Genomic DNA, 16534 nt, shown 5'->3' on the forward strand with positions numbered 1-16534 from the left:
ACCGGCTTCGGCTCAGCAGTCCGGGACCGCCTTCGGCTCAGAGATCCTTGGCGGCCTTGCGGTATGCGGCAATCGCCTGCTCTCCGTTGGCCTGTTCACGGGCGTCGATTCGACCGAGCACGAACAGATCCATGCCCGACAACTCGCCCGACGCCGCCAGCTCGGCCAGCCGTGCGCGATTGATACGCGAGTCGTTGTAGTCGCCGAGCGCCGACTGGAGGTCCTTCGCCGTCTTCGAGATCTGCTTGTACTTCTTCTTCTGCAGCGGTTCGGCGGCATCGGTGCTGTAGCGCAGTCGTTTTGCGCGTTTGCGGATGGTGTGGAGTTGCTCCGACCACTCGTGCGATCCTTCGGGCAACTCCGCGAGCTCGCGATGTGCCTTCCGAATGTGCTTGCGGCTCTTGCTGATCGCCTTGTCGACGGCGGTCGTCGCAGGCAGGTCGGCATCCGGTCCGGCTGGTGGATCGGCGATCAATTCGTCGATGGCGTCGAGCAGTCGGAAGTAGCGCTGCGAGTTCATCGCCGCGTGGGTCGCGGCGACGGCGCGATCGTGTGCCGCGGATTCCGTGCCCGCCAGCGCGTTCACCAGCGTCTCCGATGCCACTTCGTCGCGCAGCAGAGTGCTGTCGATCTCCAGTTGCACTTCGGAATCGCGTGCGTCGCCGAGGATGCGCGCCAGCAGTTTCAGTTCACCCGCGATGTGTTCGGTGCGGGCGGCGTCGAGCACTGTGGGAAAGCCGGAGAACACGCTGCGCATGCGGCGTGCGGTCACGCGCATCTGATGCACCGCGTCGTCGGCGTCCTCGCGAACCAGCGGATCCCAGGCGATGAGGGAATTGCGGTGCCGCGTGACGTCGGCGATCACCAATTCGAGCGCCGATGGGTGGCGCCCCAGCGTGGGAGGCGGTGTCACCGCGGGCGTCGAGCCGATGGCGCGCGCGAGTTTCGACGCACTCGACGGTTCCTGACCACCGGCGCCACGAAGCAGTTTGTGCGCGGCCTTCAGTAGTTTCTGAGTGCCGCCCTCGAGGAGTTCGAACTCCCACTCGGACCATTGCTGCGACGACCCGCCCGGCAGCAACGACTGCGCGGTCACGCGGTCGTCGGCGAACTCGGCAAGCTTCACGCCGTCGGTGCCCAGCAGCGTCGTGATCGTGCGGACCGTCGAGATCGCCGCCACCGGTAGCAGTGGCCTATGCCGGGTGTAGACGAGTACCGGGTCGACGAGTGCGTCGGGGATGTCGCCGTCGGCGGGAGCCTCGTCGAAAGTCACCTGTAGTTCGCGTCGTGCGCCCGGGACATCGCCGGGGCGCTTGAGGTGCCATCCCTCGTCGTGTCCACCGCGCCTGCGCCGCATGGTGATTCGGTTCGACGCGAGGTCGAGGTTCTCTGTGTCGAAGTACGTTGCGTCGAGGGTGAACGTCTCCGGTTCCGTGGCCGCCACCACGCCCGGGAGGACGCGAAGGTCGGGCGGCGTGATGCCCGGATCGACATCGAATTTGAGCTCCACCTCGACCTGCTCGCTTGCGGGCAACTCGTCCTCCTGTCGGTAATGGCTGAATTGAGTCTAGGCGAGCGAGTCAGCGATCGGCGAAGACATCGGTTGCTTCGACGAGATGATGTGCGATGCCCGGTTCGAACGACGCATGGCCGGCATCGGCGACGACGTGCAGCGTGGCCGACGGCCATGCGCGGTGTAGATCCCAGGCGCTGCGCATCGGGCACACGACGTCGTATCGGCCCTGCACGATCACTGCGGGGATGTGTGCGATGCGGTCGATGTCGCGGAGTAGCTGGCCATCGTCGAGGAAGCCGTGGTGAACGAAGTAGTGGTTCTCGATCGAGGCGAACGCGAGGTCGAACCGCGATCCCGCGTCTTCCTTCGACGCCGCTGCCTCCTCGGGCTTGGGGATGAGGTAGCTCGTCGCCTGCTCCCAGCCGGTCCAGGCCCGTGCGGCGGCGACGGCGACGTCGGTGTCGTCGGAGGTGAGTAGTCGGTGGTAGGCGGCGACAAGGTCGCCGTCGCGTTCGTTCTCGGGTATCGGCGCGAGATAGGACTCCCACACGTCGGGGTAGATGTGCGCCGCACCGCCGTTGTAGTACCAGTCGATTTCGCTGCGACGCAGCAGGAAGATCCCGCGGAGCACCAACTCGGTGACACGGTCGGGGTGTGCCTGCGCGTAGGCGAGCCCGAGCGTCGAACCCCACGAGCCGCCGAACACCTGCCAGCGCTCGATGTCGAGGTGCGTGCGCAGCGACTCCATGTCGGAGATCAACTTGGGCGTGGTGTTCACCGAGAGGTCGGCGCCGTCGGCAATGTGGGGGCGCGACTTTCCGCATCCGCGTTGGTCGAACAAAACGATTCGGTAGCGCGTGGGGTCGAAGAAGCGTCGCTGATCGGGACCGGTGCCTCCGCCGGGGCCGCCGTGGACGAACACCGCAGGCTTGCCGTCGGGGTTGCCTGAGGTCTCCCAGTAGATTTCCTGGCCGTCGTCGACAGCCAGGTGTCCCGACGCGTAGGGCTCGATGGGCGGGTAGAGGCTTCGCATGCCCTCACCCTATGCCGACCTGTTTCGGATCGGCCGCGCCGATCGCATCCGCGCGCGGGTCGGGTCGGCCGCCCCGCGCGCGGATCAGATCAGACGATCAGTAGCTGTGCTCCGGAGCGGGGAATACCCCGCGGCGCACCTCGTCGGCGTATGTTGCTGCGGCGGTGCGCAACTCGCCGCCGACGTCGGCGTACCGCTTGACGAACCGTGCGGTCTTGCCGTGTGTGAAGCCTGCCATGTCCTGCCAGACGAGTACCTGGGCGTCGGTCTCGTTGCCCGCTCCGATGCCGACCGTCGGGATGGTGAGTTTGCGCGTGATCTGTGCCGCGAGTTCTGCGGGGACCATCTCCATGACCACTGCGAATGCGCCGGCTTCCTGGACGGCGATCGCGTCGGCGATGAGCTGGTCCGCCGCGTCGCCGCGACCCTGGACGCGGAACCCGCCGAGTCCGTTGACGCTCTGCGGGGTGAAACCGATGTGCGCCATCACGGGGATTCCGGCTGCGGTCAGCGTGGCGATCTGGTCGGCAACGCGTTCTCCGCCTTCGAGTTTGACCGCGTGTGCACCGGTCTCCTTGAAGAAGCGGACGGCTGTCTCGAGTGCCTGCTGCGGGCCTGCTTCGTAGCTGCCGAACGGGAGATCGGCGACGACGAGCGCGTGGGGTGCGCCGCGGACGACGGCGCGTGCGAGCGGGATCAGCTCGTCGATGGAGACGGGGATGGTGGTGTCGTAACCGAGGACGACGTTGGCGGCCGAATCGCCGACCAGAAGAACGGGGATCTCGGCCTCGTCGAAGATGCGGGCCGTCGAATAGTCGTATGCGGTGAGCATCGACCACTTCTCGCCCTGCTCTTTCATCTGTGCCAGATGATGGATGCGGGTGGTGCGTCGACGCGGTGCGGATTCGCCGGATGCTGAAGTGCCGGACGTGGGAGCGCCACCGTAGATGGGCGCGTCGGAATGAGCTGCCTCGTGGGACATCGTTGTCTCTTTTCTTCCTCGAGTCCCGCGTGGCGGGTACCCGGGCTGTGTTCGGACGCCTCCATGGTCCCACCGAAGTGCTGGGTGAAAACCCGCGATAGACGTGTGATTGCTCACATCGCGCAGGCATGTGCACTCGGGGTCTCGACAAGCTCGACCAGCGGTGTCGACACGCGCGTCCGTACCATCACCGTGGTGACCTGCTCTTTTCTCGCGCGGAGGCCTCTGCGGTCTCGACGTGCGTGCGGGCAGGGTCGCGTGGGGCGGCTGCTGACCACGGTGATGGTGGGGCTGCTGGTGTGCGCGGGTTGCGCGTCGACCGATCGCGCCGCCGAGGTCGGGACGATCGACTGGGGAGCGTGCGCACACGGTGTGGGCGCAGGCCCGTCGGCCGCGCGGGTGGAGTGCGGGACGCTCGCGGTGCCGCTCGACCCCTCGAAGCCGCACGGTCGCACGATCACGCTCGCGGTGGCCCGGCTCCGGGCGTCGGAGCGCAGCGACGCGACGGTGATCGTCAATCCCGGAGGGCCAGGGGCCTCGGGCGTCGACTATCTCCTCGGAGCCGCGGATCGTCTTGCGGCACAACGATTCACGACGCACAGCGACGTGGTCGCGTTCGATCCTCGCGGGGTTGGTGCGTCGGTCCCGACGGTGCGGTGTCGGACAGCGGCCGAACTCGACGCCGAGCGCGAGGCGGACACCGGCGATCGTTCGCCGCAGGGAATCGCTGCCGCCGAGGCGACGAACCGTGGCGTTGCGCGGAAGTGTTCGACGCGAACCGGCGACGAGTTCCTCGGACTCGTCGGCACGTCGCAGGTCGTCGACGACGTCGACCGGCTCCGCGCGGCACTCGGCCGCTCCCGAATCGACTTCATCGGGTTTTCCTACGGCTCGAAGATCGGGCTCGAATACGAGCAGCGCTACCCGGACCGTCTGTTCCGGATGGTCATCGACGGCGCGGTCGACCCCGACGCGGATCCGACCGACACCTCCGTGGCGCAGGCGAGGTCGTTCCAGGAGGTGTTCGACGCCTTCGCTCGTGATTGCACGCGGGTGCCGGGGTGCACGCTCGGCAACGACCCCTCGGAAGCGCTGGTGCACTACCAACAACTCGTGCGGCCGTTGACGCGGAGCCCCGCGCCCGCCGGGTCTGGCCGCACTCTCGACTTTCAATCGGCGGTCGACGGCACGAGTATGGCGCTCTATCGCACCGACCTGTGGCCGACGCTGCGCTCCGGACTCGCCGACCTCGCTGCCGGACGCGGGGGCGAGTCGCTGATGTCGCTCGCCGACCTGTTGGAGGGTCGGGGGCCGGGCGGACGCTATGACAACTCGGCCGATGCCTACCTCGCGATCGGGTGCGCCGACGGTCCGCGCATCACCGACCGTGCCGCCAATGACGACCTCGATCGCAGACTGCGCGCCGCCGCGCCCTACACCGACGACGGTCGCGGCACCGGGCATGCCCCGCTCGATCCGTGCGCCTTCTGGCCGCCGGTGAGTGACGCTGGGTCGCCGGTGGGCGACGCTGCGGCGACGTCGAGCCAGAGCACGCAGTCGGAGACCGGAGCGGCGTCGAGCGTGCCGTCTCCCACGCCGCTGGTCGTCGCCGTGACGCACGATCCCGCGACGCCGTACGCCGTGGGCGAGGAGATCGCTCGGCGCACCCGCGGCACGTTGATCACCGTCGACGGATACGGCCATACCGCGGCGCTACAGGGTAATCGGTGCGTCGATGAGGCCGTCGACGATTACTTTTCGAATCTCGCTGAGTTGAACGGGCCTCTCGCATGCTGAGATGGCTGCGCCAAATGTGCAGTTTGTCGAGTTTGAATTATGAACGTAACACCGATTTAACAGGCTACTTCTAATGTCGGCGGTCATGGATCGCCAAAAGGAATTCGTGCTGCGGACCCTCGAAGAGCGCGACATCCGATTCGTTCGTCTCTGGTTCACCGACGTGCTGGGATATCTGAAATCCGTGGCGATCGCGCCCGCAGAACTCGAAGGCGCGTTCTCAGAGGGTATAGGTTTCGACGGCTCGGCCATCGAAGGATTCTCGCGTGTCTCCGAAGCCGACACCGTCGCCAAGCCCGATCCGTCGACGTTCCAGATCCTGCCGTGGACCACGTCGTCGGGCAGACACCACTCGGCGCGCATGTTCTGCGACATCGTGATGCCCGACGGCACACCGAGTTGGGCCGACTCGCGGCACGTGCTGCGTCGCCAGCTCAACAAGGCAGCCGACCAGGGATTCAGCTGCTACGTACACCCCGAGATCGAGTTCTTCCTCCTCAAGGACGCCCCCCTCGACGGCAGCGTGCCAACGCCCGCCGACAGCGGTGGCTACTTCGACCAGGCCGTGCACGACGCCGCTCCGAACTTCCGCAGGCACGCGATCGAGGCGCTCGAGTCGATGGGAATCTCCGTCGAGTTCTCGCATCACGAAGGCGCGCCGGGACAGCAGGAGATCGACCTGCGTTACGCGGATGCGCTCTCGATGGCCGACAACGTGATGACGTTCCGGTACCTGATCAAGGAGGTCGCGATCGGTGAGGGTGTCTGGGCGACGTTCATGCCGAAACCCTTCAGCGATCACCCCGGATCGGCGATGCACACCCACATGAGCCTGTTCGAGGGCGACGCCAACGCCTTCCACAACCCCGACGACCCGATGCAGTTGTCGGAGACCGGCAAGAAGTTCATCGCGGGAATCCTGCACCACGCCAACGAGATCAGTGCGGTCACCAATCAGTGGGTGAACAGCTACAAGCGCCTGATCTACGGTGGTGAGGCACCGACCGCGGCCACCTGGGGTGGCGCGAACCGCTCGGCGCTCGTGCGTCTGCCGCTCTACACGCCCAACAAGGCGTCGTCGCGACGTGTCGAGGTCCGCAGCCCCGATTCGGCCTGCAACCCCTACCTGACCTTCGCGGTGCTGCTCGCCGCCGGGCTGAAGGGGATCGTCGAGGATTACGAACTGCCCGACGAGGCCGAGGACGACGTGTGGGCACTCACGCCCGCGGAGCGTCGCGCGATGGGCTACAAGGAACTGCCCGGCAGCCTTGCCGACGCGCTGCACCAGATGGAGAATTCGGAGCTGCTGGCAGAGACGCTCGGCGAGCATGTCTTCGACTACTTCCTGCGCAACAAGTGGGCTGAGTGGGACAACTACCGCAGCCTGGTCACTCCGTTCGAGTTGAGGAACTACCTCCCGCTGTAGCTGCTTTGTTGGCAACCCGTGTCCGGTATCGGTGGGCGGGGCGCTATTTTCTTAGGTGTGACAACACTTCGAGGGCGGGGCGGCGTACCGGCGGTGGGGCGTCTGGGTCTGCTCGACCCTGACGCCGAGAAGAATCTCTCCGACCTCGGGTGGAACAACGAGGAGTCCATCGAACTGCTGTGGGCGTTGTCGCGCTCACCCGACGCCGACCTCGCGCTGCGCGCGATCGTCCGGATGCGATCGCAGGTGAGCGACGACTGGTCGGAAATCGACACGCTGCTACGCACGGACAAGGGCTTTCGCGGTCGGTTCCTGGCAGTCCTCGGGTCGTCGGACGCCCTCGGCGACCACATGGTGGCCGAGCCGGAGGCGTGGCGTCGTCTCATTCCGGCCGAACTCCCCGACACCGCCGAGATCAACCGGCAGATGCTCGCGGCCGTCGACGCGGTCGCCGAGCCGGGCGAGACCGAGCGCGGCAACAAGATCTACCGCGCGGGATTCAGCGGCCCGAAGGCCGTGGTCGCGCTGCGGGCGGCCTACCGCAACCTCGTCTTGCAGGTCGCGGCGCACGACGTCGCATCGACGGTCGAGGACGAACCGGTCATCTGGTTTCCCGAGATCGGAGCGCTCCTCGCCGACCTCGCCGACGCCGCGCTGACCGCGGCGCTGGCCGTCGCATTCCGCGAGGTGTGTGGCGACAAGCCGATCCCGGTCAGGCTCGCGGTGATCGCGATGGGCAAATGCGGTGCACGAGAACTGAATTACGTCAGCGACGTCGACGTGGTGTTCGTCAGTGAGCCGGCAGACGGAACGTCGGCACGCATCGCGGGGGAGATGATGCGCGTCGGGTCGTTGGCCTTCTTCGAGGTCGACGCCGCGCTGCGCCCCGAGGGCAAGTCCGGGGCGCTCACCCGCACGCTCGATTCGCACGTCGCCTACTACAACCGGTGGGCGAAGACGTGGGAGTTCCAGGCGCAGCTGAAGGCGCGACCGATGACCGGCGACATGGAACTCGGGCAGCGGTATCACGACGCCATCAACCCGATGGTGTGGCAGGCATCCGAGCGCGACGACTTCGTGCCCGAGGTCCAGGCGATGCGACGTCGTGTGGAATCGCTTGTGCCCGAAGAAGAACGCGACCGCAACCTCAAGCTAGGCAGTGGCAGTATTCGCGACGTCGAGTTCGCCGTGCAGATGCTGCAGATGGTCCACGGCCGCGTCGACGAGTCGCTGCGGGTCCGATCGACCGTCGAGGCACTCGATGCGCTGACGGCGGGTGGATACGTCGGCCGCGACGACGGCGCCAACCTCAATGCGTCGTATCAGTTCCTCCGGCTGCTCGAACACCGGCTGCAGTTGCAGCGCATGTCGCGTACCCACCTGCTCCCGGAGTTCGACGACGACGACAACATGCGGTGGCTTGCCCGCGCCGCGCACATCAGGCGGGAGGGCGACCTCGACGCAACGTCGGTGCTGCGCAGGCAGATCAAGCACCAGAGCCTGCGGGTACGACGACTGCACCAGAAGCTCTTCTACCGACCGCTGCTCGAGGCCGCGGTCCGCCTGGACACCACTGAACTGACGCTGACGGACGAGTCGGCGCAGCGGCGCCTGTCCGCGCTCGGCTATGCGCAGCCCGAGCGGGCACTCAGTCATATCCGTGCGCTGGCATCCGCGTCGGGGCGACGTGGTCAGGTGCAGCGGTTGATCCTGCCGCAGTTGCTCGAATACATCGGTGACACACCGGATCCCGACGCCGGTCTGCTGAACTATCGCAGGCTGTGCGACGTGATGGACAACGACTGGTTCCTGCGTCTGCTGCGTGACGACGGAGTCGTCGCGGCTCGTCTGATGCATGTGCTCGGCACGTCGGAGTACATCGCCAACCTGCTGATGCGCTCGCCTGAGGTGATCAATCTCTACACCGACGGTGCCGACGGCCCGCGACTGTGCGAGGTGCGTCCGGAGGACGTGGCCAAGGGACTCGTCGCGTCGACAGTGCGACAGCCCGACCTGCGTCGAGCGGTTGCGGCAGCGCGGTCGCATCGGCGTGCCGAACTCGCACGTATTGCGTCTGCGGATGTGCTCGGCCTGCTCGACGTACCGCAGGTGTGCGAGGCGCTGTCGAGTGTCTGGGCCGCAGTTCTCAACGCCGCGTTGACGTTTGCGATCCAGGATTCCGAACGCGTCGAGGGCCGCGCGGCACCCGCGCGGATCGCGGTGATCGGTATGGGTCGGCTCGGCGGTGGCGAACTCGGCTACGGTTCCGACGCCGACGTGCTCTTCGTGTGCCAACCGAATCCCGGCGAAGACGAGACCAAGGCCGTGCGATGGGCGCAGACCATCGCCGAGGTGGTGCGCTCGATGCTCGGAACACCCAGCGACGACCCGCCGCTGATCGTCGACACGGGGTTGCGCCCCGAAGGGCGCAACGGACCCGTCGTGCGTACGCTCGCCGCCTACGCCGCGTACTACGAGCAGTGGGCACAGGCGTGGGAGGTGCAGGCACTGCTGCGCGCACACCAGGTCGCGGGCGACGAGGATCTCGGAATCGAGTTCCTGCACATGGCCGATCGCATCCGCTATCCCGAAGGCGGCGTCTCCGCTGACTCTGTCAAAGAGATCCGTCGAATCAAGGCTCGAGTCGATGCCGAGCGGCTGCCACGCGGAGCCGATCCGGCCACCCACACCAAGCTCGGCCGCGGCGGACTCGCCGACATCGAGTGGACGGTCCAACTGCTGCAACTGAAGTACGGGCACCGCTACCAGTCGCTGCACAACACGTCGACGCTGCAGTCGCTCGACGCGATCGGGTCGGCGGAACTGCTCGCCGAAGACGACGTCGCGCTGCTCAAGGACGCGTGGATCACCGCGACCAAGGCGCGCAACTGCCTCGTCCTGGTGCGCGGCAAACCCGTCGATCAGCTCCCCGGCCCGGGAAAGCAGTTGCGGCAGATAGCATTTGCTGCAGGCTGGCCGGAGGATCAGGCTGCGGAGTTCCTCGACCACTATCTCCGGGTCACCCGCCGCGCAAAAGCAGTTGTGCTCAAGGTCTTCGGCGCTTGATGAGAGTGCGTGGGGCTTGATGCGCCGGTTCTTCAGGTTCGCACTGCTGCTCGTCGGCTGGGCGATGGTGGTCGCAGTCGGTGTCGCGGTCTGGCTGCACTACTCTCGCTCGCGCGGCGAACTGACCATCTTCCTCACCAGCGCGGTGCCGTTCGCGATCGTGCCCGGAGTGCTTGCCGTCGTCGTGTTCGTGGTCTTCCGACGCTGGTTGACTCTGCCGGTGGCGATCGCCGCGGTACTGGCGTTGTGCTTCACCCAGTTGCCGTTGTGGGTCGGGCAGTCGCCGCCCGCGGGGGAGCGGTTCACCGTGCTGACAGCCAACCTGCTGTTCGGCGGCGCCGACGTCGACCAACTTGCCGACGTGGTGACGCGCGAAGGCGTCGATTTCGCGTCGTTTCAGGAGGTGACGCCCGAGTCGCTCACGCGATTGCAGGCCAGTGGTGTCGGCCGGGAGTTGCGGTACTCGTATGCCGTGCCCGGCACGCTCGCGATGGGCACCGCGATCTTCAGTCGTACGCCGCTGACCGGGCAGGGCGAGATCGATCCGAACACCGCGCTGCACAATCTGAAGGCGCGCACCGATCTGCCCGACGCACGCGACACCCAGGTGTTCGCGATGCATCCCGGAGCCCCGCTGCGAGGCCGCACGGATGTCTGGGTACGCGACATGGACCTGCTGCACGCTCGGATGCAGTCGATTCCGGCTGGGCGGGCGATCATGGCGGGCGACTTCAACGCGACGTGGGATCAGGTGCGCTACCGCGACTTCCTCCAGAACGGATTCGCCGACGCCACAGAGCAATCCGGCGCGGGTTTCGTGCCCACCTATTCGACAGACAAGTGGGGCGGCAAGCCGTTCCTCGCGCTCGATCACGTCGTCGTCCGCGGATTCACCGCGTCGTCGGTTGATACCTTCGACCTCCGCGGTTCCGATCACCGGGGCGTGGTGGTATCACTGGTTGCATCATGACGACCATCTCCCAACGGCTGCGCGAGGCAACCGCCGTCGCACACCAGCAGGCCGAGAGTGCCACCTTCATCGACGATCTGCTGTCGGGCCGCCTCGACGCCGACCAGTACGGACGGCTGGCCGCGCAGTTGTACTTCGTCTACCGCTCGCTCGAAGAGGTCGGCTCGGCGTTGGCCGGAGATCCGATTGCCGACGCCGTGCTCGACGACCGCCTGCGTCGGACCGAAAGGCTCCGCTCCGACCTCGTCGCACTCGGGATCGACCCGGAGACCATCACGCCACTGCCTGCGGTGCAACGGTATGTGGACGCGATCGAGGCGACGGTCCACGACCCGGCACGGTACGTCGCGCATCACTACACGCGGTACCTCGGCGATCTGTCGGGCGGACAGGTTGTCGCTCATCGCATGCGCGAGCACTATGGTCTCGACGCGTCGACGCTGAGTTTCTACGCGTTCGACGGCATCGACAAGCTCAAGCGCTACAAGGACGCCTATCGCGACCGGATCGATGCGCTCGACATCGACGAGAGCGGCGTCGACAACCTTGTGGCGGAAGCGATCTCGGCGTTCGAGTTGAATCAGGAACTGTTTGCCGAGCTCGAATGGGACGCGCCCGCAGCGTGAGCTACCCCGGAATCGCGTGTGGCCCGGTCAGTACACCACTGCCTGTATGAGCAGGCCTGCGGCGACGGAGAACACCGCGCACAAGAGCATCGGCACCAGGAACGAGCCGTTGATCAGGAATGAGCCCTGCTTGGTCGACCCGGTCTTGTCGGTCAGGATGCAGGCCTGGCCGAGGCCACTCATCGACGCGAGCACGTTGTTGCCGACCGTGGCGCCGAGCATGCCAGCCATAGGTCCGACACCCAGACCTGCCGTGAGTGCCGCCGGGACGATGATCGCGACGGTTGCCGACTGACTCTGGATCAGCGCTGTCAACGCGAAGAGGATGAAGGCGAAGAGCACGACAGACAGCCCGATGGCACTGTTGACGAACGAGACGATCTCGTCCATGTGGTCGTTGAAGATGGTGCCCGCCAGCACCGGCACCGTGGTCAGCAACAGTGCCGCGATCAGGCCGGTACCGATGATGTCTTCCTCCAGCACTCTCTTCGTCTTGATCTTGCAGACGATCATGATCAAACCGGCGACGGCGAACATGATGATCGGGATCAGGAAGGTCATCGACACGGTCGCTTCTTCAAAGGTCCCGTCGGACAGCGACTTCTCGTAGTGCGGGCGTAGAGACTGGAACAGTCCCAGGACGACACCGATGATCACGCCGACCAGGAAGATGTAGGCGCTCCACGCCGCCCGCGGCGGCAGCTCGCGATCGACCTCCTCGCCGGCAGGCCTGGGTGGTTCCACCTCGCCTGCCGCCAAGCGCCGCTGATACTCCGGGTCGTCGTCGAGATTCTTCCCCCACCGCGACATGATCAACGAAGTCAGGATCGTCGCGATGAGTGTGCTGGGGATGGTGACGAGCAGAATCTTGCCCAGAGTGTTGCCCGTGCCCTCGGTGAGTGTGAGGAAGATGTACGTCACCGCCGCCACCGGGCTGGCCAGCAGCGCGAGTTGGGAGACGGTGGTCGCCGTCGAGAGGATTCGTTCCGGCCGGATCTTGGCCGCGTACGAGACCTCGTACATGATCGGGATCAGCGCGAAGGCGATGTTGCCGGTACCTGACAGCACGGTGAACAGCCACACCACCAGCGGTCCGACGACGGGTATCTGTGTGGGATGGGCGCGCAACGCCTTCTCGGCGATGCCGACGAGATAGTCCATGCCGCCGGCCGCAGACATCGCCGCACTGGCCGAAATAACCGCCAGCACAATGAAAATGGCGGTCAGCGGTGGGGATGCCGGCCGTAGACGCATGAACTCGATGAGGATGAACACCGAGACGCCGGACATACCGATGAGCGCCATCGGGCCGTACTTGGCTCCTAGTGCCAAGGGGATCAGAAACAGCAGGATCTGGGCGATGACGTATAGCGCGTACACGGGTGTTCCCTCCGGCCGGGCGCACGGCCCCGGGAATGGATATGTGGCTGGAGTCGAGCCACTTGAGCTCAATTCGAGATGCATGAACTTGTGTTGTTCACACACCATAAGACCAATCCCCACGGGGAATAGGGCCGATCCCATCGCGAGGCGCGGAATCGCATTGAATTGGTCACGAATCCGCGGTTGCCCGAGTCGCAGGAGTGAAAGATACTGTGCGGGTGGTTATTTCGAGCCGATTGGATTTATGAATTCATTCAAATGAGTCGCCGATTGCATTAGCCTCATTCAACGGGATTCAGTCACGAGTTTCCGATGTTTTCTTCCAGCAGAAGGACGATGATTTCTACTTGTTCGACGGCATCGACAAGCTCAAGCGCTACAAGGGCGCCTATTGCGCGGAAGGTCTGACCAAACCGGTCTAATTGCGCGCGATCATCGCCTCGAGTCCGTCGAGGAGCACTCGCAGCCCGAAGTCGAACTGTTCGGTGAAATAGTCGTCGTCGCCGTCGTGCATCTGCGAGACCGCCGCGGTGAGCGCCGGGAATCGCTCTGCGTCGACGAGTGCAAGCATCGTCGACTCGTAGTCGTCGGCGCCCCCCGACGCATCGGTGGCGGCGCCGGTTGGCTGACCCAGCAGGCCCATCTGCGTCGCCTGGCGGACATGGTGGCGCACGAATCCGTCGACGAGTAGGAGCGCGTTGAGCTTCTCCTGACCGGACAACTCGACGTCGTCGAAGGCGCGTACGCCTGCCTCTGTCCACGACACGGTGTTCGGCCCCATCGGCGGGCGGGACATGGGGATCTCGGTGATCCACGGACGCGCGCGCAGTACGGTTGCCGCCGCCCGCGCCCATGCGCTGACACGGTCGCGCCACGGTCCCGATGCGGTCAGTTCCGGGTCCGGAAGGCCGTATGCCTCGTCGACGAGGAGGTCGACGACGTCGTCCTTGCCGTCGACGTAGCGGTAGAGCGACATCGTGGAGAGTCCGAGCGAGTCGGCGATCGCCTTCATCGACACCGCCTCCCACCCGCGTTCATCTGCGATGGCGACCGCTGCGCGCGCGATCTCGCGGATCGTGAGTGAAGGTTTGGGTCCCCGTCGGACGACGGTGGGTTCGCGTCCCCACAGTTGCGCCACCGAGCGGGGGAGCTGCGGCGGCGTCGAATCTTCCCTGGTGCTCATGCCGCCATCCTACAAACTGCTTGCGCTGTACACAGTTGTCGACTTAGTATCTGCGTACTCCATAAACAGTCTATGTTGTACGCAGAAAGAGGTTGCCTTATGTCCACTCGTCCACCGCGGGCTGCGCTCGCGGCCCTGTGCCTGCCCATGCTGATCGTCTCGATGGACGTCTCGGTGCTGTTCTTTGCGGTCCCGTTCATTGCTTCGGATCTGAATCCCTCTGCGACACAACAGCTCTGGATCTTCGATATCTACGGGTTCGTGCTGGCGGGCCTGCTGTTGACAATGGGTTCACTCGCCGATCGGGTGGGGCATCGGCGCCTGCTGATGATCGGAGCCGTCGGCTTCAGCGGCGCATCGATCCTTGCGGCGTTCGCTCCGACGGCGTCACTGCTGATCCTGGCCCGAGCCGTGCTGGCGGTGTCCGGTGCAACGCTCATGCCGTCGACCCTGGCGCTGATCCGTCACATCTTCCTCGACGACGCCGATCGCGCCAAGGCGATCGCGGCATGGAACGCTGTGCTCGCCGGCGGGGTCGCGGTGGGCCCGATCGTCTCCGGACTGCTGCTCGAACACTTCTGGTGGGGATCGGTGTTTCTGATCAACGTTCCGGTGATGGCCGTGCTGCTCGTTGTCGCGCCCCTGCTCCTACCGGCTGATACCGCGGTCGTCGATCGGCGCGTCGACGTCCTCAGCGGGCTGCTCGTCCTGGGAGCGATTCTGCCGACGATCTATGCGATCAAGGAGTTCGCCGCGGAAGGATGGTCGGTGGAGCGTACGGTCGCACTCGTCGTCGGCCTCACGCTCGGTGCGATCTTCGTTGCGCGTCAACGACGGCTCGACGACCCGATGATCGACCTCGACCTCTTCGACGATCGGCGCTTCTCGGTGTCGATCTGGACCAACGTCGTGTGCATGTTCGCGTTGCTCGGGAATTCGATCATCGTGACGCAGTATCTGCAGTCGGTCCTCGGCTACTCGCCGCTGAAAGCTGCGCTGTGGAGTATCGCGCCCAGCGCGTTGGTCGCTGTGGCCGCACCACTGGCGGCCGTCGCCTCGGTGCGATGGGGCAGACCGACGGTGATGATCGCCGGATTGCTGACGGGAGCGGCAGGATTCGGTGTGCTCGCGGGATTGCTCGGGGTTCACACGCTTCTCGTCGCCTTGATCGGGTCGACGTTGCTCGCGACGGGGATCGTCTCGGCATCGTCGGTGATCGCCGACTACGTGATGGGTGTCGCACCTGCCGACCGCGCGGGTGCGACGTCGGGACTGTTGGAGACGTCGAGCGAACTCGGCGGAGCCGTCGGTATCGCGGTGCTCGGAAGTGTGCTGAACCTGGTGTATCGCATGGCTTTTCCGGCCCAGCTGGCAGTCGGGGAGGCGGGCACGAGCCTCGCGGGCGCAACGGCAACCGCGCGGCATCTCGACGAGCACCGGGCATCGAGTGTGCTCGATGCCGCCCGCGGAGCTTTCGTCGATGGGTCGTCGGCCGCGGCGTGGGTTGGCTGCGGAGTGCTTCTGGCCACGGCGCTGCTCGTGGCCTGGATGACGACGACGTCGGACATGAAGGCCACCGACGAGAGTGTGAACGAAGCGGTGGGGTGACTCAGGAGCAGTGACGGCTCACGAGCAGTGACGGCTCACGAGCAGTGACGGCTCAGGAGCAGTGACTCAGAAGACTTCGATCTTGACGCCGACGTCGACGATCATGTCGGTGCGGCTGTCGGAGCTGTGTGCGAGTTCGATGAGTCGCTGGGTCTCGCCGTGGGGCACCTGCTTGCGTACGACGGCCTTGATCCCGTCGATGCTGATGCGGTCACCTGGCACGAGATCTTCAACAAAAAGCATGCGGGTCATGACCAAGAGATTACGTGTAGTTGGCACTTGGTGTGAGGGTACGAAGGCCCCATTACCCGCTGTGAAGTGCATCACCAGGGCAGCAGAGTTAGCCCGCGTTGGTGGTGCAGTGACTGAAGATCACCTTCGGCGAACCACCCGTCAGCCTCGTGGTGGCTGCGTCGCTGGCGGCCTGTTCGGTTGTAGCCCACGCCCATCCCCACGACAGGTCGGTCTGGGATTGCACGATGGCGCCGCAGGCGTTGCGCCACCAGATCGCCGCCTGGCAACTCGAAACCCCGCACTGATCGAGAGCTTGACGCTCGGCGTCCGCCCGCGTCAGCGAGTTGACGGCATAACCGATCTGGTTGGTCTGCGTCGACACCGCGATGGCGCCGTAATAGTCGATGGCTGTGGTGGTGGGGGCTGCGGGCGGAGGGAGGACGGGAGTGGCCGTCGAATCGTAGTCGCGGGTGGTCGGCGCGCTGTAGTCATCGGTCGTCGTGGTCGTGGTACTCGTCGACGACGCGACGGTCGACGAGTCGTCGGAGCGATTGGATGCCCAGATCACCACGCCGACCACCGCAACGATCGCGAGTATCACCAGCACACCCACGGCCGCGAGAATGGCGACGAGCGTGCCGTTCCCGCGCCGTGGAGGCTGCGGGGGTCCCCCGAATCCTCCGGCTCCCGGACCACCGGGACCGAACGGA

Annotated in this window: 13 protein-coding genes; 6 read left to right on the forward strand and 7 right to left on the reverse strand. The window is 65.6% G+C overall.

What is annotated here, in order from left to right; genetic code table 11:
• Positions 1-37: 37 nt before the first annotated feature.
• The 3 genes from A5777_RS09390 to panB all read right to left on the reverse strand — a co-directional run bounded on the left by A5777_RS09390 (position 38) and on the right by panB (position 3531).
• Positions 38-1534, reverse strand: coding sequence for a CYTH and CHAD domain-containing protein (locus A5777_RS09390; protein WP_005206450.1), 1497 nt, complete (start codon positions 1532-1534; stop codon positions 38-40).
• Positions 1535-1580: 46 nt separating this feature from the next.
• Positions 1581-2549 carry a prolyl aminopeptidase gene (gene pip / locus A5777_RS09395; protein WP_064862464.1) on the reverse strand — a complete coding sequence of 323 codons (969 nt, stop codon included), beginning with the start codon at positions 2547-2549 and terminating at the stop codon, positions 1581-1583.
• A 97-nt stretch (positions 2550-2646) separates the two neighbouring features.
• Positions 2647-3531 carry a 3-methyl-2-oxobutanoate hydroxymethyltransferase gene (gene panB / locus A5777_RS09400; protein WP_005206452.1) on the reverse strand — a complete coding sequence of 295 codons (885 nt, stop codon included), beginning with the start codon at positions 3529-3531 and terminating at the stop codon, positions 2647-2649.
• A gap of 195 nt (positions 3532-3726) precedes the next feature.
• Between panB and A5777_RS09405 the strand changes: the two genes are divergently transcribed.
• From A5777_RS09405 to A5777_RS09425, 5 genes are all read left to right on the forward strand, one after another.
• Positions 3727-5328: an alpha/beta fold hydrolase gene (locus tag A5777_RS09405; protein WP_231895005.1), complete on the forward strand. Its 1602-nt coding sequence runs from the start codon at positions 3727-3729 to the stop codon at positions 5326-5328.
• Positions 5329-5413: 85 nt separating this feature from the next.
• Positions 5414-6754, forward strand: a complete 1341-nt coding sequence (glnA, locus tag A5777_RS09410) for a type I glutamate--ammonia ligase (RefSeq protein ID WP_064862474.1) — start codon at positions 5414-5416, stop codon at positions 6752-6754.
• 57 nt (positions 6755-6811) lie between these two features.
• Positions 6812-9820: a bifunctional [glutamine synthetase] adenylyltransferase/[glutamine synthetase]-adenylyl-L-tyrosine phosphorylase gene (locus A5777_RS09415; protein ID WP_197502335.1), complete on the forward strand. Its 3009-nt coding sequence runs from the start codon at positions 6812-6814 to the stop codon at positions 9818-9820.
• Between the two features lie 19 nt (positions 9821-9839).
• The gene (locus tag A5777_RS09420; protein ID WP_064862467.1) at positions 9840-10790 is read left to right on the forward strand and encodes an endonuclease/exonuclease/phosphatase family protein; all 951 of its coding nucleotides are present in this window, start codon (positions 9840-9842) and stop codon (positions 10788-10790) included.
• Complete coding sequence (locus A5777_RS09425) at positions 10787-11416, forward strand: biliverdin-producing heme oxygenase (RefSeq protein ID WP_064862468.1); 630 nt, start codon at positions 10787-10789, stop codon at positions 11414-11416. Before A5777_RS09420 ends, A5777_RS09425 begins: the two co-directional genes overlap by 4 nt.
• A gap of 27 nt (positions 11417-11443) precedes the next feature.
• Here the strand turns inward: A5777_RS09425 and A5777_RS09430 are convergent, their stop codons facing one another.
• Together A5777_RS09430 and A5777_RS09435 are read right to left on the reverse strand one after the other, a co-directional pair.
• Positions 11444-12796, reverse strand: coding sequence for an anaerobic C4-dicarboxylate transporter family protein (locus A5777_RS09430; RefSeq protein WP_064862469.1), 1353 nt, complete (start codon positions 12794-12796; stop codon positions 11444-11446).
• A 421-nt stretch (positions 12797-13217) separates the two neighbouring features.
• On the reverse strand, positions 13218-13982 hold the full coding sequence (locus A5777_RS09435) for a TetR/AcrR family transcriptional regulator (RefSeq protein ID WP_064862470.1): 765 nt from the start codon (positions 13980-13982) through the stop codon (positions 13218-13220).
• A 99-nt stretch (positions 13983-14081) separates the two neighbouring features.
• Between A5777_RS09435 and A5777_RS09440 the strand changes: the two genes are divergently transcribed.
• Positions 14082-15590, forward strand: coding sequence for an MFS transporter (locus A5777_RS09440; protein ID WP_064862471.1), 1509 nt, complete (start codon positions 14082-14084; stop codon positions 15588-15590).
• 66 nt (positions 15591-15656) lie between these two features.
• On the opposite strand, the gene A5777_RS09445 is transcribed toward A5777_RS09440, so the two are convergent.
• Together A5777_RS09445 and A5777_RS09450 are read right to left on the reverse strand one after the other, a co-directional pair.
• Complete coding sequence (locus tag A5777_RS09445; RefSeq protein WP_049698283.1) at positions 15657-15842, reverse strand: hypothetical protein; 186 nt, start codon at positions 15840-15842, stop codon at positions 15657-15659.
• A gap of 88 nt (positions 15843-15930) precedes the next feature.
• On the reverse strand, positions 15931-16534 hold a 604-nt coding region (locus A5777_RS09450), incomplete at its 5' end, for a DUF4189 domain-containing protein (RefSeq protein ID WP_064862475.1).

The sequence above is a fragment of the Gordonia sp. 852002-10350_SCH5691597 genome, assembly GCF_001665715.1.
GTDB lineage: Bacteria > Actinomycetota > Actinomycetes > Mycobacteriales > Mycobacteriaceae > Gordonia > Gordonia sputi.

Bases quoted from the DNA above. Each gene is read 5' to 3' on its own strand.
- pip (WP_064862464.1), bottom strand. From the start codon at position 2,549: ATGCGAAGCCTCTACCCGCCCATCGAGCCCTACGCGTCGGGACACCTG.
- panB (WP_005206452.1), bottom strand. From the start codon at position 3,531: ATGTCCCACGAGGCAGCTCATTCCGACGCGCCCATCTACGGTGGCGCT.
- glnA (WP_064862474.1), top strand. From the start codon at position 5,414: ATGGATCGCCAAAAGGAATTCGTGCTGCGGACCCTCGAAGAGCGCGAC.
- A5777_RS09420 (WP_064862467.1), top strand. From the start codon at position 9,840: ATGCGCCGGTTCTTCAGGTTCGCACTGCTGCTCGTCGGCTGGGCGATG.
- A5777_RS09425 (WP_064862468.1), top strand. From the start codon at position 10,787: ATGACGACCATCTCCCAACGGCTGCGCGAGGCAACCGCCGTCGCACAC.
- A5777_RS09435 (WP_064862470.1), bottom strand. From the start codon at position 13,982: ATGAGCACCAGGGAAGATTCGACGCCGCCGCAGCTCCCCCGCTCGGTG.
- A5777_RS09440 (WP_064862471.1), top strand. From the start codon at position 14,082: ATGTCCACTCGTCCACCGCGGGCTGCGCTCGCGGCCCTGTGCCTGCCC.
- A5777_RS09445 (WP_049698283.1), bottom strand. From the start codon at position 15,842: ATGACCCGCATGCTTTTTGTTGAAGATCTCGTGCCAGGTGACCGCATC.